Annotated in this window: 15 protein-coding genes, 4 pseudogenes and 2 riboswitches; of the genes and pseudogenes, 14 read left to right on the top strand and 5 right to left on the bottom strand. The window is 40.9% G+C overall.

Annotation, left to right across the window (positions count from 1 at the left end; translation table 11 throughout):
* The first annotated feature begins 233 nt into the window (after nt 1-233).
* The 6 genes and pseudogenes from spo0A to DWX73_RS00220 all read left to right on the top strand — a co-directional run bounded on the left by spo0A (nt 234) and on the right by DWX73_RS00220 (nt 8,299).
* On the top strand, nt 234-1,019 hold the full coding sequence (spo0A, locus tag DWX73_RS00245) for a sporulation transcription factor Spo0A (protein ID WP_118346126.1): 786 nt from the start codon (nt 234-236) through the stop codon (nt 1,017-1,019).
* 106 nt (nt 1,020-1,125) lie between these two features.
* Nucleotides 1,126-2,561, top strand: a pseudogene (glgA, locus tag DWX73_RS00240) (glycogen synthase GlgA).
* A 170-nt stretch (nt 2,562-2,731) separates the two neighbouring features.
* A pseudogene (gene metF / locus DWX73_RS00235) lies at nt 2,732-3,604 on the top strand (methylenetetrahydrofolate reductase [NAD(P)H]).
* A complete protein-coding gene (locus DWX73_RS00230; protein ID WP_118346125.1) occupies nt 3,597-4,253 on the top strand; it encodes a vitamin B12 dependent-methionine synthase activation domain-containing protein in 657 nt (218 codons plus the stop codon). The pseudogene metF and the gene DWX73_RS00230 overlap by 8 nt, the downstream one beginning before the upstream one ends.
* A gap of 11 nt (nt 4,254-4,264) precedes the next feature.
* Nucleotides 4,265-6,652, top strand: coding sequence for a homocysteine S-methyltransferase family protein (locus DWX73_RS00225; protein WP_118346123.1), 2,388 nt, complete (start codon nt 4,265-4,267; stop codon nt 6,650-6,652).
* Between the two features lie 138 nt (nt 6,653-6,790).
* Nucleotides 6,791-8,299, top strand: coding sequence for a 4Fe-4S dicluster domain-containing protein (locus tag DWX73_RS00220; RefSeq protein ID WP_118346121.1), 1,509 nt, complete (start codon nt 6,791-6,793; stop codon nt 8,297-8,299).
* A gap of 69 nt (nt 8,300-8,368) precedes the next feature.
* On the opposite strand, the gene DWX73_RS00215 is transcribed toward DWX73_RS00220, so the two are convergent.
* Nucleotides 8,369-8,683, bottom strand: coding sequence for a helix-turn-helix domain-containing protein (locus DWX73_RS00215; RefSeq protein WP_118346119.1), 315 nt, complete (start codon nt 8,681-8,683; stop codon nt 8,369-8,371).
* 266 nt (nt 8,684-8,949) lie between these two features.
* A riboswitch (glycine riboswitch) is annotated at nt 8,950-9,025 on the top strand.
* A gap of 1 nt (nt 9,026) precedes the next feature.
* Nucleotides 9,027-9,111: riboswitch (glycine riboswitch) on the top strand.
* Nucleotides 9,112-9,359: 248 nt separating this feature from the next.
* Between DWX73_RS00215 and alaS the strand changes: the two are divergent.
* A pseudogene (alaS, locus tag DWX73_RS15345) lies at nt 9,360-11,997 on the top strand (alanine--tRNA ligase).
* Nucleotides 11,998-12,112: 115 nt separating this feature from the next.
* Here the strand turns inward: alaS and gmk are convergent.
* On the bottom strand, nt 12,113-12,799 hold the full coding sequence (gmk, locus tag DWX73_RS00205) for a guanylate kinase (RefSeq protein ID WP_118346118.1): 687 nt from the start codon (nt 12,797-12,799) through the stop codon (nt 12,113-12,115).
* Nucleotides 12,800-13,065: 266 nt separating this feature from the next.
* On the opposite strand from gmk, the gene rpsU reads away from it, so the two are divergent.
* The 4 genes from rpsU to DWX73_RS00185 all read left to right on the top strand — a co-directional run bounded on the left by rpsU (nt 13,066) and on the right by DWX73_RS00185 (nt 15,423).
* Nucleotides 13,066-13,242, top strand: coding sequence for a 30S ribosomal protein S21 (gene rpsU, locus DWX73_RS00200; protein WP_004054229.1), 177 nt, complete (start codon nt 13,066-13,068; stop codon nt 13,240-13,242).
* Between the two features lie 79 nt (nt 13,243-13,321).
* Nucleotides 13,322-13,900 (top strand): putative ABC transporter permease, encoded by a 579-nt coding sequence (locus DWX73_RS00195; protein ID WP_118346116.1) that lies wholly within the window; start codon nt 13,322-13,324, stop codon nt 13,898-13,900.
* Between the two features lies 1 nt (nt 13,901).
* Nucleotides 13,902-14,747, top strand: coding sequence for a DUF5685 family protein (locus DWX73_RS00190; RefSeq protein ID WP_118346115.1), 846 nt, complete (start codon nt 13,902-13,904; stop codon nt 14,745-14,747).
* On the top strand, nt 14,740-15,423 hold the full coding sequence (locus DWX73_RS00185) for a J domain-containing protein (protein ID WP_118346113.1): 684 nt from the start codon (nt 14,740-14,742) through the stop codon (nt 15,421-15,423). The genes DWX73_RS00190 and DWX73_RS00185 overlap by 8 nt, the downstream gene beginning before the upstream one ends.
* 163 nt (nt 15,424-15,586) lie before the next feature.
* Here the strand turns inward: DWX73_RS00185 and DWX73_RS00180 are convergent, their stop codons facing one another.
* The 3 genes from DWX73_RS00180 to DWX73_RS00170 all read right to left on the bottom strand — a co-directional run bounded on the left by DWX73_RS00180 (nt 15,587) and on the right by DWX73_RS00170 (nt 18,426).
* The gene (locus tag DWX73_RS00180) at nt 15,587-16,729 is read right to left on the bottom strand and encodes a helix-turn-helix domain-containing protein (protein ID WP_118346112.1); all 1,143 of its coding nucleotides are present in this window, start codon (nt 16,727-16,729) and stop codon (nt 15,587-15,589) included.
* A 106-nt stretch (nt 16,730-16,835) separates the two neighbouring features.
* Nucleotides 16,836-17,666 carry an ABC transporter permease gene (locus tag DWX73_RS00175; RefSeq protein ID WP_118346110.1) on the bottom strand — a complete coding sequence of 277 codons (831 nt, stop codon included), beginning with the start codon at nt 17,664-17,666 and terminating at the stop codon, nt 16,836-16,838.
* Nucleotides 17,629-18,426 carry an ABC transporter ATP-binding protein gene (locus DWX73_RS00170; protein WP_118346109.1) on the bottom strand — a complete coding sequence of 266 codons (798 nt, stop codon included), beginning with the start codon at nt 18,424-18,426 and terminating at the stop codon, nt 17,629-17,631. The genes DWX73_RS00175 and DWX73_RS00170 overlap by 38 nt, the downstream gene beginning before the upstream one ends.
* A gap of 125 nt (nt 18,427-18,551) precedes the next feature.
* On the opposite strand from DWX73_RS00170, the gene DWX73_RS00165 reads away from it, so the two are divergent.
* The 3 genes and pseudogenes from DWX73_RS00165 (at nt 18,552) to asd (ending at nt 21,723) form a co-directional block, all read left to right on the top strand.
* Nucleotides 18,552-19,187, top strand: coding sequence for an epoxyqueuosine reductase QueH (locus tag DWX73_RS00165; RefSeq protein WP_118346107.1), 636 nt, complete (start codon nt 18,552-18,554; stop codon nt 19,185-19,187).
* A gap of 5 nt (nt 19,188-19,192) precedes the next feature.
* Nucleotides 19,193-20,571 (top strand): annotated as a pseudogene (gene argH / locus DWX73_RS00160) (argininosuccinate lyase).
* Nucleotides 20,572-20,637: 66 nt separating this feature from the next.
* Nucleotides 20,638-21,723, top strand: a complete 1,086-nt coding sequence (gene asd / locus DWX73_RS00155; RefSeq protein ID WP_118346106.1) for an aspartate-semialdehyde dehydrogenase — start codon at nt 20,638-20,640, stop codon at nt 21,721-21,723.
* Nucleotides 21,724-21,733 lie beyond the last annotated feature (10 nt).

Genomic DNA, 21,733 nt, shown 5'->3' with positions numbered 1-21,733 from the left:
AAAGGCGAATTCTGGAAAAAAATAAAAAGATCGACAAAAAATTCATACAGAAAATCTACGATTTTTAGAAAATTTTCGTCAAAAGAAGCAAGAACACTACAAGAAACTTGTAGAAAAACAAATATTTTCAAGAAGAATGTCGAAATTATAAGATGACTTTTCCTTGCGAACAAAAAATCAGACAGCTATAATAACAGAGCACGGTGCTTGAAAAGGAAAAGGAGGTACAAAAAATGGGGCAGTTAAATGTAGCTGTTGCGGATGATAATGAAAGAATATTGGAACTTTTAGGGGAAATTGTCAGCAGCGATAAGGAGTTGAAGCTCGTCGGAAAAGCAAACAATGGGGAGGATATGCTGCAGATTATTAAACAGAATGAGCCGGGTGTTGTCTTGCTTGATCTAATTATGCCGAAAGTTGATGGATTAAGTGTGATGGATCTTGTCAATGCAGATAAAACAATGAAAAAACGGCCGGAATTTATTATTGTAACAGCAGTAGGACAGGAACGTATCACAGAAGATGCATTTCAGCGGGGAGCAAGTTACTATATTATGAAACCATTTAATAATGAAATGTTGTTAAATCGGATCAAGAGTGTGCGTGTTAGTCCGAAGCGGGAAGGGAGTTCAAAATCAGCTGTGGCATGTCAGGGAAAAGAGCAGGAGAATCTGGAAAGCCATGTAACAAATATGATTCATGAAATTGGGATTCCGGCGCATATTAAAGGCTATCATTATTTAAGAGATGCAATCATGATGGCGGTGGAAGATATGGATGTATTAAGTGCGATTACGAAAATCCTATACCCGACAGTTGCAAAAAAACATCAGACGACATCGAGCAGAGTTGAGCGTGCGATCCGACATGCGATCGAAGTGGCCTGGAGCAGAGGAAAATTAGATACACTGGATGAATTATTTGGATACACTGTCAGCAATGGAAAAGGAAAGCCAACGAATTCTGAATTTATTGCATTGATCGCAGATACAATTCAATTGGAATATAAGCACAGATAGAAACGGAAACAGAATTGAGAGAATGAGAAAAAGCTAAGATAAATCTTTTCATTGGCAGTAAAATACGATATAATAGAAATACCGTAGGAATGATGGAGGAATGCATATGAAAAGGATATTATTTGTAGCTTCAGAGTGTGTACCATTTATTAAGACCGGAGGACTTGCAGATGTTGTAGGTTCTTTGCCGAAATGCTTTGATAAAGAGAAGTATGATGTGCGTGTCATGCTGCCGAAATATATGTGTATGAAAGAAGAATGGAAATCAAAGCTCGAATATGTTACACATTTTTATATGGACTTTAACTGGGAGAACCGCTATGTCGGCATCTTAACGATGCAGTATGAAGGGGTTACTTATTACTTTATTGACAATGAATTTTATTTTTCAGGCTTTAAGCCGTATGGTGATATTAGGTTTGATGTCGAAAAATTTGCATATTTTTCAAAAGCGGTATTGAGCGCATTGCCGGTGATTGATTTTAGACCGGATATTATTCACTGTCATGACTGGCAGACGGGACTTGTGCCGGTGTATCTGGATAATTTCCGTTACAGCGCAGAATACTACCGGGGAATAAAACAATTATTACGATACACAATCTGAAGTTCCAGGGAACATGGGATACAAAGACAATTCAAAATATTACAGGACTTCCAGCATACTATTTTGTACCGGATAAGTTGGAAGCTTATAAAGATGCCAACTACTTAAAGGGTGGCATTGTGTATGCAGATCGGGTAACTACTGTGAGTCATTCTTATGCAGAAGAGATTAAGATGCCGTTTTATGGAGAACGTCTTGACGGATTAATGAATGCAAGATCTAATTGTCTCTCTGGAATTGTGAACGGAATCGATTATGATTTATATAATCCAGAGACAGACGAATTGATTGAAGCGCATTATTCTGCAGAGAATTTCCGTAAAGAAAAAGTAAAGAATAAGACAGCGCTTCAGAAAGAACTCGGATTGACGGAAGATCCAAAAGTGATGATGATCGGAATCGTTTCCCGTCTGACAGATCAGAAAGGATTTGATTTGATTCAGCGGGTTATGGATGAGATCTGTCAGGACAGTATTCAGATTGTTGTACTTGGAACCGGAGAAGAACAGTATGAAAATATGTTCCGGCATTTCGCGTGGAAATATAATGGCAAGGTTTCTGCTAATATTTTTTACTCAGAACAATTGTCACATAAGATTTATGCGGCATGTGACGCATTTTTGATGCCGTCATTATTTGAACCGTGTGGATTAAGCCAGCTCATGAGTCTGCGCTATGGAACACTTCCGATTGTTCGGGAGACAGGCGGACTTCGAGATACGGTAGAACCATACAATGAGTATGAAAAGACGGGAACAGGATTTAGCTTCAGTAATTATAATGCGCATGAGATGATGGCGACAGTGCGTTATGCGGAACAGATTTATTATGATAAAAAACGTGACTGGAATAAACTTGTAGAACGTGCGATGCAGAAAGATTTCTCTTGGAAGAATTCAGCAAGACAGTACGAGGAACTCTACGAGTCAATGTAGTACGTTTATGATACAGAGAAAGAGACAACAGCAGGGATGACCTGCTGTTGTTGTATTACTTTGACATTTAGCATAAGAAAGACATCCGGGAAGGATGTTTTTTGATTTCACAGGACAGAAGATAAAAACGTTTTTGAAACGTGTTTAATTTATAGGAGAAGAGACAGCATATGAAAATCAGCGAGAAATTAAAAGACGGAAAAACACATATTTCAATCGAGGTATTTCCTCCGAAAACAGATGCGAAATATCCAACTGTAATCCAGGCGGTAGATGAGATGGCAAGATTGAATCCATCTTACATGAGCGTGACGTATGGAGCGGGCGGAGGAACAAGTGAGAATACGGTTCGCATTGCATCACATATTAAACATGATCTAGGAATGGAGAGTTTGGCTCATTTGACGTGTGTATCATCAACGAAAGCGATGGTAAAAAAAGTTATTCGGGAACTAAAAGATGCAGGAATTGAAAATGTGCTTGCGTTAAGAGGAGATATTCCGGAGGATTCTTCTGTAGAGATTGCAAGAGATTATCGCTATGCAAGTGAACTGATCAGAGAGATTCGGGAGTCAGGCGACTTTTGTATCGGTGCGGCCTGCTATCCGGAAGGGCATGTCGAAAGTCAGGATCGCAGAGATGATATACGAAGATTGAAAGAAAAGGTAGAATGTGGAGTGGATTTTCTTACAACACAGATGTTTTTTGATAATTCGCTGTATTATAGTTTTCTCTATCGTATTCGCGAACAGGGAATTACCATCCTGTTATTCCGGGAATTATGCCGGTAACAAATGCGGCACAGATGGAGCGGATATGCAAAATGTCCGGCAGCTTCCTTCCAGAGCGTTTTTTTGTCTATGCTGGATCGCTTTGGAAGTCATCCGGCAGCGATGAAGCAGGCAGGGATTGCCTATGCGACAGAGCAGATTGTTAGTCTGATTGCAAATGGAATACAGAATATTCATATTTATTCTATGAATAAGCCTGAAGTGGCAGAAGCAATCATGAATAATCTTTCGGAGATGATTGAGCATGAGTAGCAGAAGAACTGTGTATCAGGAAGCAATCCGTTATCTTGGTTATGGGAATACAAAACCAGATGAAGAAACCATTTATCTGATTCATGAATGTCTAAAAGAGCTTCAGACAATTGCGGAAAGAAAACGAGCAGTTTTTCGGTTTTTTCCGGTATTCGTTCGACAGCAGGAGATACAACTCGGTGCGCTGAGGATTATCAGCAGAGATTTGGCTGTAAATTTAAAGGGCTGTAGAGAAGCAGCTGTTTTTGCAGCTACATTAGGAGCCGAGGTGGATCGCAGGATTCATAGATATGAGTATACCAATATGGCCAGGGCAGTTGTTCTGCAGGCTTGTGCGGCGGCAGTTCTGGAGGAGTACTGTGATCAGATACAGGAAGAAATCGGAAAAAAGGCAGGAAGCAGATATTTAAGACCGCGGTTTAGTCCCGGATACGGAGATTTTAGTATTTTCATCCAGAAAAATCTGTTAGAAGTTTTGGATGCGCCGAAGCAGATTGGCCTTATGACGACAGAAGCTTTCATGCTAACACCGATAAAGTCGGTAACAGCTGTTATAGGAATTGCAGACACTTGTGCAAGTGCAGTAGAAAGAGGATGCAGTATTTGTGAAAAATGGGACTGCAGCTACCGCATAGATGACAGAAGATAAGGAGAAGAGACATGCTGAAAGACAGAATAGGAAAAGAACTGCTTTTTTTTGATGGCGGAATGGGAACCCTTCTTCAGGAAAAAGGGTTAAAGCCGGGAGAACTTCCGGAATTATGGAATATTGAACGACCGGAAGCCATTTGCCAAATCCATAGAGATTATCTGGAAGCCGGAAGTGACCTCATTCTTGCAAATACATTTGGTGCGAATCGGTGTAAATTTCACAGTCAAAACGTTTCTTTAGAAGAAGTGATTCAAACAGCACTGGAAAATGCAAGACGGGCAGTCAGACAAGTCGGCGGAAAGAAACGCTATATAGGAATGGATCTGGGACCGACGGGAAGATTGCTAAAACCGCTCGGAGATCTGGAATTTGAAGAAGCCTGCCAGGTGTTTGGCGAGGCTGCCAAACTCGGTGAGAAAGCCGGAGCAGATTTCATCCATATAGAAACTATGAGTGATACTTATGAAGTAAAAGCAGCAGTATTGGGAGCAAAAGAGCATACGCAGCTTCCGATATTTGTGACAGTTGTATTTGATGAAAGAGGGAAAATGCTGACCGGAGGAACGGTGGAGGCAGTCACAGCTCTTTTGGAGGGACTTCGCGTAGATGCAATTGGAATGAACTGCGGGCTTGGACCGGAACAGATGATTGGCTTAGTAAAAGAATTCAGGAAGTATTGCTCACTTCCATTGATCGTTAAGCCAAATGCAGGACTTCCGAAGCAAAAAAGCGGACGGGTTTATTATGATGTAGAACCAGATGTTTTTGCAGAGCGGATGGAAGAAATCATAGATCTTGGAGCTTCGGCTGTTGGCGGATGCTGCGGAACAACGCCGGAACATATTCAAAGGATGATTGCTTTGTGTGAAAAAAAGGCAATCCTCCTTCCGGAAGAAAAGACAATTACCGTCGTGTCATCTTACAGTCAGGCAGTAGAGTTTTCGGATGTGCCGCTAATTATTGGCGAGCGTATTAATCCGACAGGAAAGAAACGTCTGAAAGAGGCGCTTCGGTCCCATGATCTCGAATATATTTTGCGGGAAGGGATTGTTCAAGAGGAAAAGGGCGCACATATTCTGGATGTGAACACAGGGCTTCCGGATATTAATGAAAAAGAAGTAATGACAGAAGTCATTAAGGAACTCCAGTCCGTGACAAGTATTCCGCTCCAGATTGATACTGTGGATATTCCAACAATGGAACGGGCAATGCGATTTTATAATGGTAAGCCAATGATCAACTCTGTAAATGGGAAAAAAGAATCAATGGATGCCGTTTTTCCGCTGATACAGAAATATGGAGGAGTCGTTGTAGCATTAACCTTAGATGAAAATGGAATTCCGGATACAGCAGAAGGGAGAGCGGATATTGCCGGAAAAATTATCTGTGAAGCCGGGAAATACGGAATTTTGCCAAAAGACATTGTAGTGGATGTACTCGCTATGACCGTCAGCTCAGATCCGGAGAGTGCCAAAACAACACTAAAGGCACTCCGGCTTGTGCGAGAACGTTTTGGTGTGAGAACAATTCTTGGGGTATCTAATATTTCATTTGGATTGCCAAATCGTCCACAGCTCAATGCAGTATTTTATACAATGGCGCTGCAGCAGGGATTAAGCGCCGGAATCATTAATCCTTCTTCTGATGCTATGATGCAGTCTTATGATTCGTACCGGGCGCTGATGAACCAGGATGAAAATTTTGAAACTTACATTTGCCGGTATGGACAGCAGGACTCAGATGTGATTCGGCATTCAGCAGAAAATGTATCTGTGAATTTAAAAAATGCAATCGAAAAGGGGTTGAAACAGGAAGCCGCTCAGGCAACAAAAGCATTGCTTTCCAGAGGAGAAGATGCGCTTTCTGTAATTCATACCTATTTAATTCCTGCGTTGGATGAAGTCGGAAAAGGTTTTGAATCCGGAACTGTTTTTCTGCCGCAATTATTAATGAGCGCAGAAACGGCAAAGATAGCATTTGAAATTTTGAAAGAGGCAATGCAGAAAAACGGCTCTTCACAAGAGGAGAGGGAGAAGATTATTCTTGCGACAGTAAAAGGAGATATTCATGATATTGGAAAAAATATTGTAAAAGTGTTGCTGGAAAATTACGGATTTGAGGTGCTGGATCTCGGAAAAGATGTTTCGCCGGATCGGATTGTAGAAACAGCGCTGAAAGAAAACATTCGCCTTGTAGGACTTAGCGCGCTTATGACAACAACCGTTGCCAGTATGGAAGAGACGATACGGCTTCTGCGTAAAAATAAACCGGATTGTCGGGTTATGGTAGGAGGAGCGGTTTTGAATCAGGAGTATGCCGATCTGATCGGAGCAGATTTTTATGGAAAAGATGCAATGCAGTCTGTCTATTATGCAAAGGAACTTTTAAAAAAATAATTGTTTTGTATTTTTTGAAGTACTTTGAGTTTTTTAGTTGCTCCAAGAAGAGAATTCGTGTATGATGATTGTAGAAAAAATAACAATCTTAGACTCGGTAATGACAACCGATGCTGTGAGTGATGAGGAGGACAATTCATGAGAGGATTAGACACACCGGTACGCGAAATGCGCCGGAAGGTTTTTGAAGAAATTGCGCGTGTGGCTTACCATTCAACACCGGAGAGCCTAAACGCAGATATCGAGGCTATCCCATACCGCCTGGTAAATGAAGATACGGAAAATTACAGAGAGAGAGTCTATCGAATCCGTTCTATGGTAAGTGAGCAAGTGCGTCTGGCAATGGGGATGTCCCTGCGTCCAGAAGATAAGCCGGTTCATCTCACAGCGGGGATTGAGGAGAGTAATATTTCAGATAAATACTATGAGCCGCCGTTGATGCAGGTCATTCCTTCTGCTTGTTCTGCCTGTGAAGAGAATAAATACGAAGTAAGTAACCAGTGTAAAGGCTGCTTTGCCCATCCTTGTAAAGAAGTTTGCCCGAAAGGAGCAATTTCAATGGTCAATGGAAAATCCTACATTGACCAGTCAAAATGTATTAAATGTGGAAAATGCAAAGCGCATTGTCCATATGATGCTATCGCAAAAAAAGAACGCCCATGTCAAAGAGCATGCGGAGTGAATGCAATCAGTTCAGATGTGTTTGGACGTGCCCACATTGATACAGATAAATGTGTTTCCTGTGGAATGTGTATGGTAAGCTGTCCGTTTGGAGCAATTTCTGATAAATCTCAGATTTTTCAGCTGATTCGCTGTCTGAAAGAGGGCGGTGAAGTTGTTGCGGAGATTGCACCGGCATTTGTTGGACAGTTTGGACCGTATATTAATCCGAGAAATATTAAAGCAGCATTGCAGGAGCTGGGATTTTCTCAAGTGTATGAAGTAGCTTTAGGAGCGGACATTGGTGCAATTTCAGAAGCACATCACTATGTGAATGAAGTTGTAACAGGAAATCTGCCATTTCTTTTGACATCTTGCTGCCCATCGTGGTCAATGTTGACAAAGAAATACTTCCCGGATCTTGTAGACCGGGTATCACAGGAGCTGACGCCAATGGTAGCTACGGCGCGAACAATTAAGCAGGAACATCCAAATGCAAAAGTTGTATTTATCGGTCCGTGTGCGGCAAAGAAATTAGAAGCAATGCGAACTACGGTGCGGAGCGATGTGGATTTTGTCATTACATTTGAAGAGCTGCAGGCAATGTTTGATGCGAAAGATATTGATCTTTCACAGTTTGAAGCAGAGTCTTCTTTCCATGATGCTACAGGAGCAGGGCGCGGATATGCAGCGGCAGGAGGTGTTGCAGCTGCAATCGAAAAATGTATTAATGAATACTATCCGGACGTAGAAGTGCATATTGAACATGCAGAAGGACTTGCCGAGTGCAAAAAGGTACTTGCACTTGCAAAAGCAGGTAAAATGAACGGCTGTTTGATTGAAGGAATGGCTTGTCCGGGAGGATGTATTGGCGGCGCTGGAACTAATATTGAAATTCCAAAAGCAAAAAAAGCATTGAAAGATTTTGTTTCCAGATCTTCCAAACAGCTTCCTGCAAAAGAATTAGAAGAAATTGAATTAAAATAATCATAAACAAATAGAAACACATCCGAGCTGGTTTCCCAAAAGGAATTTTAGCTGCGGATGTGTTTTTTTTTACTTAGCCAGAAGATCATCTATCAGATTCAGAATATGTTCCTGCTGTTTTCCGGTCAAACCGGTAAATTTATCTGCAAGTTCTTTTGAAAGGAAAGGATTTTCTACCGTTTCATCAAAAAAATCCTTTGGATGAACATTTAGAAAATCACAGATATAGAAAAAAGAAGTCATAGAAGGAAGTGCTTTCTGATTCTCTATTTTATTAATGTAACTTTCGCTTTGACCGAGTGAAAGGCTCATATCCCGGGCAGATATGCCTTGTTCTGTTCTTAGCTGTGATAACCTTTTGTAAAATAAGGCTAAATGATCCATTTGAATGCTCCTTTCAAGATTTATTTGGAAAAATATTCCATATTTTTTTGTTTCATTAGAATTATAATCCTTGAAAAGAAGAAAATAGAGAATTTTACACTTGAAATTTGTGAAAATAGAGAACTTGATTATCTGGTGATAGAAATGAACCGACTATAGAAATATCATATGATTGGAAGAATGTAGAAAAATAAATAAATTTGAGAAAAAGAGTTGATTTTTTGGAAAAAATGTGTTAGATTGATTGTAGCTTAAATATGGATCGGTTGAAAGATATGGAAGAGACTATATATTAGCGCCGAAGGTGAAAAAACTCTCAGGCAAAAGGACCATATCCGGACGATACTCTGGAAAGGCAGCAGAAGCAGATTGGCAGCTGTTTCGGCTGGACCGAAGAGGGGAAATCTTTCAGGTAAAAGGACAGAGCACAACGATTGAGGCGACAAGAGCCGATATGTCTGTGTGCTATTTTTTTATTTCCAATTATGTTGTGTTACAACACCCCTCCTTTGAGAATGCACACAGACGCACAATCGGTATAAGAATCGTTGAAGCTGACAGGAAGAATCTTTCCTGTCTTTTTTTCTGCGTTGACAAATGGAAAGCGCATCTTTATAATTTATACATAGTGTGAGCTAACATCTAAAGAGTAAATAGAGCAATTAGGAGGAAAACCATGAAAAACTATGGCGTAAATGAATTAAGAAAAATGTTCCTTGAATTTTTTGAGAGCAAGGAACATCTTGCATTAAAGAGTTTTTCACTGGTGCCGCATAATGATAAAAGTCTTCTTTTGATTAATTCAGGTATGGCACCAATGAAACCGTATTTTACAGGACAGGAAATTCCGCCGAAGAGACGTGTGACAACATGTCAGAAGTGTATCCGTACGGGCGATATTGAAAATGTAGGAAAGACGGCTCGTCACGGTACATTTTTTGAGATGCTTGGAAACTTTTCTTTTGGTGATTATTTTAAAAAAGAAGCGATTCGCTGGTCATGGGAGTTTTTGACAGAAGTAGTAGGACTTGATCCGAACCGCCTGTATCCGTCTATCTATGAGAATGATGAGGAAGCTTTCCATATCTGGCATGATGAGATGGGAATTCCAGAAGAACGGATTTTTCGTTTTGGGAAAGAAGATAATTTCTGGGAACATGGTTCCGGTCCGTGTGGTCCGTGTTCAGAAATCTATTATGACCGCGGTGAGAAATATGGCTGTGGAAGTCCGGATTGTACAGTAGGATGCGAATGTGATCGTTATATGGAAATCTGGAATAACGTTTTCACGCAATTTGAGAGCGATGGAAAAGGAAATTATAGTGAACTGGAACAGAAAAATATAGATACAGGAATGGGATTAGAGCGTCTTGCCTCAATTGTTCAGGATGTAGATTCTATTTTTGATGTAGATACATTAAAGGCGTTGAGAGATCATATCTGCCGTCTTGCAGAGAAAGAATATGGACAGAATGATCAGTATGATATTTCTATTCGTGTTGTAACAGACCACATACGTTCCGTTACCTTTATGATTTCTGACGGAATTATGCCTTCCAATGAAGGAAGAGGCTATGTGCTTCGCCGTCTTTTGAGACGTGCATGTCGTCATGGAAGATACTTGGAATCGAGGACAGTTTCTTCCGGGATTGGCAGAGACTGTGATTGCAGGATCTAAAGATGGATATCCGGAATTAGAAGAGAAGCGAGAGTTTATTTTAAACGTAATTGCGAAAGAAGAAGAACAGTTTAATAAGACGATTGACCAGGGACTTGGAATTCTTCAGGAAATTGAGAAGGAGATGCAGGAAAAGGGTGCAAAAGAACTGTCTGGAGACGATGCTTTTAAGCTTTACGATACGTATGGATTCCCGCTTGATCTGACAAAAGAAATTATGGAAGAAAAAGGATATACAGTTGACGAAGAAGGCTTCCAGAAATGTATGCAGGTTCAGCGTGAAACAGCTCGTGCAGCCAGAGGAGTAACAAACTACATGGGTGCCGATGCAACTGTGTATGAACAGATTGATCCAAGTATCACTTCCAAATTTGTAGGATATGACCAATTTGCATATGAATCTAAAATTACAGTCATGACAACGGATACAGAAGTTACAGATGCTCTTTCTGACGGGGAACATGGAACTATTTTCGTGGAAGAGACACCGTTTTATGCGACAAGCGGTGGTCAGGAAGCAGACACAGGTGTGATTACATGTGCAGACGGTGAATTTGTTGTAGAAGATACAAAGAAACTGCTTGGTGGTAAGATCGGACATATCGGTTATATGAAGAACGGTATGATGAAGACTGGAGATCAGGTAACACTTACGATCGACACAGAGAAAAGAGGTCTGTCAGCAAGAAACCACAGTGCAACACATTTGCTTCAGAAAGCGCTGCGTACAGTACTTGGAACACATGTGGAGCAGGCGGGATCTTTGAATAATGACCATAGACTGCGTTTTGACTTTACACATTTTTCTGCGATGACAAAAGAAGAGCTGGAAAGAACAGAAGGGATTGTAAATGAAGCAATTGCTGCGGCATATCCGGTAGAATGTGTGAACATGCCTATTGAGGAAGCGAGAAAGACGGGAGCTCAGGCATTGTTTGGCGAGAAATATGGAGATGTAGTCCGCGTAGTCAGCATGGGAGACTTCTCAAGGGAGTTTTGTGGCGGAACCCATGTGAAGAATACGAATGAGATTGGAGCGTTTAAGATCCTTTCTGAGACAGGAGTGGCAGCGGGAGTCCGCAGAATCGAGGCGTTGACAAGCAAAGGACTTCTGGCATATTATGCAGATTTGGAAGAGAAGATGCATGAAGCTGCGAAGCTCCTGAAAGCATCTCCGGAGACATTGGGAGAAAAGATTTCACATCTTCAGGCAGAGAATAAAGAATTGAGAAGTGAAGTAGAGAGCCTAAAGAGTAAGTTAGCGAAAGATGCAATGGGCGATGTTATGAATCAGGTAAAAGAAATTGCAGGAACGAAGCTCCTTGCTGTGAAATTAGAAGGCGTTGATATGAATGGTCTTCGTGATCTTGGTGATCAGCTAAAAGAAAAATTAGGTGAAGGTGTTGTTGTGATTGCATCAGATGCGGGTGAAAAAGTGAATCTGATGGTAACTGCCACAGAAGCTGCAGTAAAAGCAGGTGCACATGCTGGAAATCTTATTAAAGCGATTGCCGGTCTTGTGGGCGGCGGAGGCGGCGGACGCCCGAATATGGCTCAGGCAGGAGGAAAGAATCCGGCCGGAATAGATGCTGCTCTTGCAAAAGCAGAAGAGGTACTGGCAGAACAGCTTGCATAGAATCAGACATAAAATATTATAAGGAAATAAGTAAGATCCCGAAGCTTCTTAAGAGGAGAGTAGCTTCGGGATCTTTATGCAATATACAAAATGATATTGAATTATCAAAGAATATTTATAAGGAAAGAACTTCTTTCACAAGTTCAGACTGACTTGCAACTTCGCTTTCGATATAACTTTCCAAAAAGGCTTTCATACTGTTTTTACTGTAGCGGTTACCGTGAATGATCTGTCCTAAACGACGAACAGTTTTTTCAACAGTGTCATTTACAAGAATATAGTCATACTGAGCCGCACAAAGAATCTCTTCTTGGGCAATCAGGAGACGTTCTTCTAATTCTTCTTGTGTCTCAGTATTGCGGTTGCGAATACGTTCTTCCAATTCGTCCCATGTAGGTGGAACAATGAAAATCAATGTTGCATCCGGGCAGAGGGAACGAATCTTCATGGCTCCGGAAACATCTACATTGAGGATGACATTATGTCCGGCAGCGCGTGCTTCCTCGACAGCTTTGCGAGGAGTACCATATCCGTTGCGATTATAATATCCGTATTCCAACATCTGACGTGAACGAATCATACGATCGAATTCCAAGTGAGAAAGGAAGTAATAGTCTTTGCCATCTACTTCGTTCTCGTGAGGAGCTCTTGTTGTTACCGCAGTACATCTTGTTGCATTTGGATGTTCTTTTAAGTACTGATTAATAATTGTTCTCTTTCCAACACCGCTTGGACCAGAAATTACGATCAACTGTCCTTCTTCTGCGATTTTATCAAAATAATTTTTTTCTGTGCTCATCATTATCAGCCGCCTTTCGTACTAGAGTTGTTATATTCATAATGTTATTATATACGCTGCGGAATTGAAACACAATAAAAGATATTTTATTAACATGAAAGATTATTTGTTAACAAGTTGATAAAAAGTTTTTTGCTTTTTCTGGAAGTTTCTCAAAAGAAACAGTTGACGAACAGAAAAAATATGGTATAATTCTATTAGTGCAAAAAAATACCCGAACAGTCGTATGCTGCACAATATAGGGCTGGAGGGAGGTTAGGTGTGAGACTATGTCAAATGTAATCGTAAAAGAGAATGAGACGTTAGATAGCGCTTTAAGAAGATTTAAGAGAAATTGCGCAAAAGCTGGTATCCAGCAGGAGATTCGTAAAAGAGAACATTACGAGAAACCAAGCGTAAGACGTAAGAAAAAATCTGAAGCTGCAAGAAAACGTAAATATAACTAATTTTAATATGTGCAAATTAAGTGGAGTGTTGACAAAACACTCCATTTTTACTATCATACAATACATTGGAGAAGAGAAAATGTGGTGGGATAAGGTAATTTTTGGAATGGATTCTTACCAGGTTGTCTGGTGGTTCTTAACATACAGCATACTTGGTTGGGCGGTAGAATCTCTGTACATGTCTTTTTGTAATAGGAAATTAACAAACAGAGGATTTGCCAAAGGGCCATTTTGTCCGATCTATGGTGTCGGGGCGTTAACAGTCTATTTTTTACTTCGAAGATATGAAAGCAATGCATTGTTGCTATTTATTTATGGCTCTGTTTTGGCTACTACACTGGAATTTCTGACTGCATTGCTGATGCTGCGGATTTTTGGGGATTTCTGGTGGGACTATAAAGAAAAACCGTTCAATTACAAAGGGATTCTCTGCGTGGAGAGCTCGATTGCCTGGGGATTCTATACAGTATTTTTATTTGGATTTTTGCAAAAAATGGTCGTTTCTTTTGTGAAGGGGATTCCGCTCTCTTTTGGAAAAGTTGCCGGAAGTATTTTGATACTTTTGTTTCTTGGAGATTTTCTGCATAGTTTCTATGAAGAAAAGAAAGATGTGCTTCCCGAATGGAAAAAGATGCTGACAGAAAGATTCAGGGGATAACATGTTTGGTTATATTATTGTTAATAAGCCGGAAATGAAAATAAAAGATTTTGAGATGTATCATGCCTATTATTGTGGACTGTGCCAGTCATTAAAAGAACGCTATGGGATGATAGGACAGACGACACTCTCTTACGATATGACATTTCTTCATATCCTATTGACAGCACTTTATGAGCCGGAAGTAGAGAAGAAGATGGTGCGTTGTATTGCACATCCGTTTGCGAAACACCCGGCAAAAATAAGCGAATATACGGCATATGCAGCAGATATGAATATCATTCTTACTTATTATAAATGTAAGGACGATTGGAATGATGACAAAAATATGAGAAAACTGCTCTATGGAAAGATGCTGAATCAAAAGGGGAAAAATCTGCGGATATCATATGAGGAAAAACTCCGGAAGATTGAGAGTTGCCTAAAAGAAATATCTGCTGAAGAGGCAAAAGGTACATTAGAAGCAGAGCAGATGGCAGGAAAATTTGGTGAAGTAATGGCTGAGATTTTCGCATATCGCAAAGACGAGTGGGAGAAAAGCCTTAGAAAAATCGGATTTTATTTAGGAAAGTTTATCTATTTGCTTGATGCGTATGAAGATATTGAGAAAGATTTAGAAAATGGAAGTTATAACCCATTTCGGGAAGAATGGAAACGTGAAGACTTCAGAGAACACACGAAGATGATGTTGACTATGATGATGGCAGAGTGTTCGGCAGAATTTGAACGGCTGCCAATTCTGGAGCATTTGGATATTTTGAGAAATATTCTTTACTCTGGCGTGTGGTTTCGCTATGAGGCAGTAAATAAAAAGAGATATCAGGATAAGGTGGAAGAAAATGTTTGATCCATACAGCATATTAGGAGTTTCGAGAGATGCTACGGATGAAGAAATAAAAAAAGCATATAGAGGATTGAGCCGGAAATATCATCCGGATGCCAATATTAATAATCCAAATAAAGATGAAGCAGAGCGCAAATTCAAAGAAGTTCAACAGGCATATGAGCAGATCATGAAGGAACGGACGCAAGGTGCCGGAGGCGCAGGAGATTATTCCTATGGAGGAGGTTTCGGAGGATTTGGAAGCTACGGGGGCTTTGGCGGCAGCTATCAGCAGAAAGAAGAGTCTCAGGAATCAGCGTATTTACGCGCAGCTGCAAATTATATTAACAGTGGGCATTACAAAGAAGCCTTGAATGTGCTTGGACAGTTGAAGGACAGAGATGCCAGATGGTATTATTACAGTGCCATTGCCAATTCAGGGGCGGGCAATAATGTACTTGCGCTGGAACATGCCAGACAGGCATCGCAGATGGACCCGGGGAATTGGGAGTATCAATCACTCGTACAGCGTTTGGAATCAGGAAGCAGCTGGTATCGCGGTATGCAGAACCCTTATGGTTCTACCGTTATGGGTGGTGGAGATTGCTGTATGAAGCTCTGTCTTGCCAATATTATTTGTAATTGTTGCTGTGGCGGTGGAATGTGCTGCGGCGTGCCGGGCGGCGGTTATTATATTTAAGGTGTAAATAGTGATTTTTCAAAGAAGTATTAAAAAGGAAGAGGCTGTCAGGAAATAGATAGTTCCAAGCAAGGGCAGATGTGACTTGATACGAGTCACATCTGCCCTTGATTTTTGCTAATCAAAACGGTACTAATCAGCAGATCCTGATTCTTCAGATGCGTTAAAAAGGAATAGAAGATTTTAGCGTATTTTTTATGCCGTAAGTATCGGTAAACTCTATTTCGTAAAAAACATTTTCTGTACGATTTGGAATACGCAATTCTAATTCGATTGGAGTATTCAGGTAACTGCGATCGGTATAGACATATTCAGAACCGCCATCCTCGTCGGACGGCATCTGGTCTATTTGCTGAAAAGCCTGTACGGTATCAGAAAGATCAAGCGGAAGTTCTGCTAGCGTTTTCTCACCCTGACGAATTCGAACAATGCCGGTAACCGGATAATTTATAAGAACAGGCAGTGACGAAGTTGTGTCAAAAGCCGCGCCGATACTTATAGTAAATTCTCCTTTTAACGTAAGCGTATTATTTTTGAAACTAATTTCAGGAGTAGAAATGATTTCATGCTGCGGAAGTATTTCTTCTCCAAAATTCTGGTCTTGATATAGTTTTTGTGTTTGAAAAGAGCCGTTATTGGAGATTTTTAAAAACCAGGTCTGTTCTTGATTGAGTTCATCAGGGGAAAGGGCACATTCTGAACGATATACCCCATCAATCAGTTCAGCAGGAAAGGTTCTGGATTCTGATCCGATTGTCAATATAAATTCACCAGTATCCTGTTCCTTGTAAGTTTTTGGAACAGCGCTCATTTGAAAAAGAAATTGATTCGAATCTGAAACTGCATGCTGAAATATAAAGGTATAATCTGATGATAATGTCTGTTCTTCCGGGATAGAGTCTGCATTGTCTGGAGGCAGATAATGATAGTTTACATTGATGGAAGAAATCTTTTTATTCAGATAATACCCGTAAAAACAAAGTCCGATCACAAGGAATGTGAGAAAAATAACAGTTCCTTTCCAGACAAGCAGAGAATCTTTTTCCCTGAATCGATTGTTTGACGATTCTTTTTCATTAGGTATGGAAGCCGTCGGAACAGCGCTGGTTTTTGGCTCGCTTAAAAGCTCGGAAAGAGGGATATGATAAATGGAAGCCAGTTCGTGAAGTCGTTCTGTAGATGGAACGGCAGTTCCATTTTCCCATTTGGAAATTGTTTGCCGGGATACCTTCATTAAGTCGGCCAACTGTTCCTGGGAGAGATGATGTTCTTTTCGGAGCTGTTGTAATTTTTCATATAGACGCATATAATCACTCCTTTCTGATGTACTTTTATTGTATCGGAAAAGAAAGAAAAATGCTATCTATTATTGAGTGCAACATGTAATGAATTGGGCGCATAATGAATTTTCATTAGAATTTTTTTTGACACCATTTTTCAACGAGATTAATGAATGCATAGAGAGTCATTGCCAAAACACAAAGCAGTACAATGGACATTAGAAGCCAATCCATTTTGAAGACCTGACTGGAATAGATGATCAGATATCCGAGCCCTTCTCTGGCACCGATGAATTCTCCAATGATAACTCCAACAAGACAAAGTCCGATATTCACTTTCATATTGCTTATGATAGCAGGGACGGAGCTTGGCAGCACGACTTTTTGGAGCGCGTGAAGGTGCGTGCCGTGTAGTGTGTAAATTAGTTTCAGATCTTCCGGATCTACTTCTTTAAAGCTGGTGTAGAGATTTAAAATACTTCCAAATATTGCAACAGACATCCCGGCCACAATGATGGTTTTCTTGTTAGCCCCAAGCCAGACGATCAGAAGGGGCGCAAGCGCTGATTTTGGAAGGCTGTTTAGAATGACAAGGTATGGGTCCAGGATTTCGGAAAGGGAATCAGAAAACCAAAGAAGTATAGCAAAACATATGCTGCAGATTAGAACGAGGATGAAACTGATCAGTGTCTCATACACGGTAACCCAAATGTGAAGGAAAATAGTTCCGTCTGCAAAGAGATCTGCAAAGCATTTAACAATGCCGGACGGACTGCTGAAAATAAAGGAATCAATCTGTCCGGTTCTGGCAGAAATTTCCCAGAGAGTGAGAAAAAAGATAAAAAGAAAGCAGCGAAAGAAAATGACGGTATGCCTGTGGCGTTGAATTGCTTTTAAGTACTGTGCCTGCGCCGGAGAAACAGACTCAGTCTGTAAGAGATGCGGTTTGGATTGCTTTGCCATGATGATTCAACTCCTTCCAGATCAGATTGAAATATTGTTTGAATTCAGGTGTATTTCTGCGTTCTAAAGGGGTGTCTTCTTTTAGGTGAAATGTCAGCGGCAGTGTCTGGGCAATTGTAGCAGGACGATCAGAGAGAATAATTACCCGGTCCCCGAGACTGATGGCTTCGGAAAGATCATGGGTAACAAGAATTGCTGTTTTTTGTTCTTTTCGGATAATCTGTCCGATGTCATCCCCTACTGCAAGTCTTGTCTGGTAATCTAGTGCAGAAAATGGTTCATCAAGAAGGAGGAGTTCGGGTTCCAATACGAGTGTTCGGACAAGAGCGGCTCTCTGACGCATTCCTCCGGAGAGCTCAGAAGGACGGGAAGACTTAAAATGCCCAAGACCGTAGAGTTCCAGCAGCTCATTTGCACGCTGGATCGTGTGGATATTCATCATATGCTGGATTTCTAATCCGAGAATTACATTGTGATAAATCGTTCGCCATTCAAATAAATGATCTTTCTGAAGCATATAACCTATATTTGCAGCGCTTTCTTTTAGTGGCTTTCCGTTAATACGGATGGTTCCGGATTCAGGAGTAAGAAGTCCGCTGATGAGTGAGAGCAGAGTGGATTTGCCACAGCCAGATGGACCGACAATCGCGATGAATTCTCCTTTCTTTAGTGAAAAGGAAATCTGTGAAAGCGCCAGAGTTTCTCCTTCTTTTGTGTGATAAGAGTAACTGACTTGGTTTAATTCCAGTACATGTTCCATTGTAAACCTCAGCTTTCTGTGTTTGTTTATATGATTAAACTATGTAAAGATTACGAAAGTGTTCTTGCGGGATTAAAAGAGGCGTTGTATAATTGAAACAATACAGTGCATGAGGAGATAGATTTGTGAATTACCAGAAAGAAACAGAGAAAATCATTGAACGTATTCAAAGAGAAGGAAGAGTTCCCAAGCTGCTGCTTCATAGTTGTTGTGCTCCGTGCAGCAGCTATGTATTAGAATATTTATCTCAGTATTTTGAAATTACAGTGTTTTATTATAATCCGAATATTTATCCGGAGCAGGAATACAGGAAACGAGTCATAGAACAGGAGGCGCTGATCCGTTCTATGAATTGCAGATATCCGATAACATTTCTTGAAGGAAATTATGAGAAGGATAAGTTTTATGAGATAGCAAAAGGATTGGAAGAAGAGCCGGAAGGCGGAGAACGCTGCAGAAGATGTTACCGGCTTAGGCTTCGTGCTGCTGCCCTAGCTGCAAAAGAAGGCGGGTATGATTATGTGACAACAACTCTCAGTATCAGTCCGATGAAAAAAGCAGATTGGCTGAATGAGATTGGACAGGAAGAAGCAGAACAGCAGGGAGTTTCCTATTTGCTGTCAGACTTTAAGAAAAAGAACGGATATCAGAGATCGATACAATTATCAAAGCAGTATGGGCTTTATCGACAGGACTATTGCGGGTGTGTCTTTTCCCGCGAAGAACGTAGAAAACAACAGGAAGAAAGAAAAAAGGAGTGATTAGAATGGCACAATTATGGGGAGGACGCTTTACGAAAGAGACAGATGAGTTGGTGTATCGTTTTAATGCATCAATTTCTTTTGACAAGCGTCTTTATGCACAGGATATAAAAGGAAGTATGGCGCATGTGATGATGCTTGCCAAACAGGGAATTCTGACCGAAGAAGAGAAAACACAGATTATCGGAGGGCTGGAAGGAATTTTAAAAGATGTGGAGACAGGAGTGCTGGAAATCAGCGAGGCTTATGAGGATATTCACAGCTTTGTGGAAGCAACTTTGATCGAGCGGATTGGAGAAGCCGGTAAGAAATTACATACAGGGCGCAGCAGAAATGATCAGGTTGCACTTGATATGAAGCTTTATGTGAGAGATGAGATTGTGGCAGAAGATCACCTTCTGAAAGAGCTGCTGGGCGTACTTCTTGGTATTATGGAAGAACACACAGAGACTTTTATGCCTGGTTTTACACATCTTCAGAAAGCGCAGCCAATTACGCTGGCACATCACATGAGTGCATATTTTGAGATGTTTAAACGAGACAGACAGAGACTTGCAGATATTTATGCGAGGATGAATTTCTGTCCTCTTGGTTCCGGAGCACTGGCAGGAACGACATACCCGTTAGATCGGGATTATACTGCAGAACTGCTGGGATTTGCAGGACCGACACTGAACAGTATGGATTCGGTATCCGATAGAGATTATCTGATAGAACTGATGTCCGCTTGTGCTACGATTATGATGCATTTGAGCAGATTCTCAGAAGAAATTATTATTTGGAATTCAAACGAGTATCAGTTTGTGGAAATTGATGATGCATACAGCACAGGAAGCAGTATTATGCCGCAGAAGAAGAATCCGGATATTGCAGAGCTTGTCAGAGGAAAAACCGGGCGCGTGTACGGTGCACTGATCTCTATCTTGACAACGATGAAAGGAATTCCGCTTGCTTATAATAAAGATATGCAGGAAGATAAAGAACTTGTATTTGATGCGATAGATACGGTAAAAGGGTGTACAGCGTTATTTACCGGAATGCTTCAGACGATGAAATTCTACAGACAAACGATGGAAAAAAGCGCCGCAAATGGTTTTACCAATGCTACAGATGCGGCAGATTACCTTGTGAATCATGGGGTTGCTTTCCGGGATGCCCATGGAATCGTAGGTCAGCTTGTGCTTATTGCATTGAGAGAGGAATTTCTCTGGATGAGATGAGCATGGAAGAATATAAGGCTATTTCTCCGGTATTTGAGGAAGATATTTATGATGCGATCTCTATTCGTACTTGTGTAGAGAAACGAAATACAATTGGCGCTCCGGGGAAAAAGGCAATGGAAGAGGTAATTGAACGCGACCGCAAATATTTGCAGGAAACATAGAAACGGGTTGTGAACTGCCGGAAAATAAGAAATAAGAAATGAATCAAACAGAGAGGAATGACAGATATGGAACAGAAACTAAAAGTAGGAATTCTCGGTGCAACAGGAATGGTAGGCCAGCGGTTTATTGCGCTGCTGGAAGATCATCCATGGTTTGAAGTGACAGCAGTTGCTGCAAGTGAGCGTTCAGCAGGAAAGACTTATGAGGAAGCGGTAGGCGGACGTTGGAAAATGACTACACCGATGCCGGAGGCAGTAAAGCATCTTGTGATCAAAAATGTAAATGAAGTAGAGCAGGTTGCTTCAGGCGTTGATTTTGTATTCAGTGCAGTGGATATGTCAAAAGAAGAAATTCGTGCAATTGAAGATGCTTACGCAAAGACAGAAACACCGGTTGTATCCAATAACAGTGCACATCGCTGGACGCCGGATGTGCCAATGGTGATTCCGGAGATTAATCCGGAGCATTTTGAAGTTATTGAAGCACAGAAGAAACGTCTCGGAACAACAAGAGGCTTTGTGGCTGTAAAACCGAACTGTTCTATTCAGAGTTACGCGCCGGTACTATCTGCCTGGAAAGAATTTGAACCGACAGAAGTTGTTGCAACAACTTATCAGGCGATTTCCGGAGCGGGAAAAACTTTTAAAGAGTGGCCGGAAATGATTGAGAATATCATTCCGTATATTGGCGGCGAGGAAGAAAAAAGTGAACAGGAACCGCTCAGAATCTGGGGAGAAGTTAAAGACGGACAAATTGTAAAAGCAGCGAAGCCGGTGATTACAACGCAGTGTATTCGCGTACCTGTTTTAAATGGCCACACAGCGGCTGTATTTGTAAAATTTGCGAAAAAACCAACAAAAGAACAGCTGATAGAGAAACTTGTACAGTTTAAAGGACTTCCGCAGGAACTGGAGCTTCCAAGTGCACCAAAACAGTTTATTCAGTATCTGGAGGAAGATAACCGTCCACAGGTTACATTAGATGTAGATTTTGAAAATGGTATGGGAATTTCCGTAGGAAGACTGCGGGAAGATACCGTGTATGATTTTAAATTTGTTGGATTATCCCATAATACAGTAAGAGGAGCGGCAGGAGGAGCAGTGCTTTGCGCTGAAACATTGACTGCCAAAGGATATATTCAGGCAAAATAGTTCACAGAGA

The sequence above is a fragment of the Coprococcus sp. AF21-14LB genome (assembly GCF_003458885.1).
Classification (GTDB): Bacteria; Bacillota; Clostridia; order Lachnospirales; family Lachnospiraceae; genus UBA9414.
The sequence above is the reverse complement of the archived record's forward strand: the minus strand, read 5'-3'. Positions and strand labels throughout refer to the sequence as shown.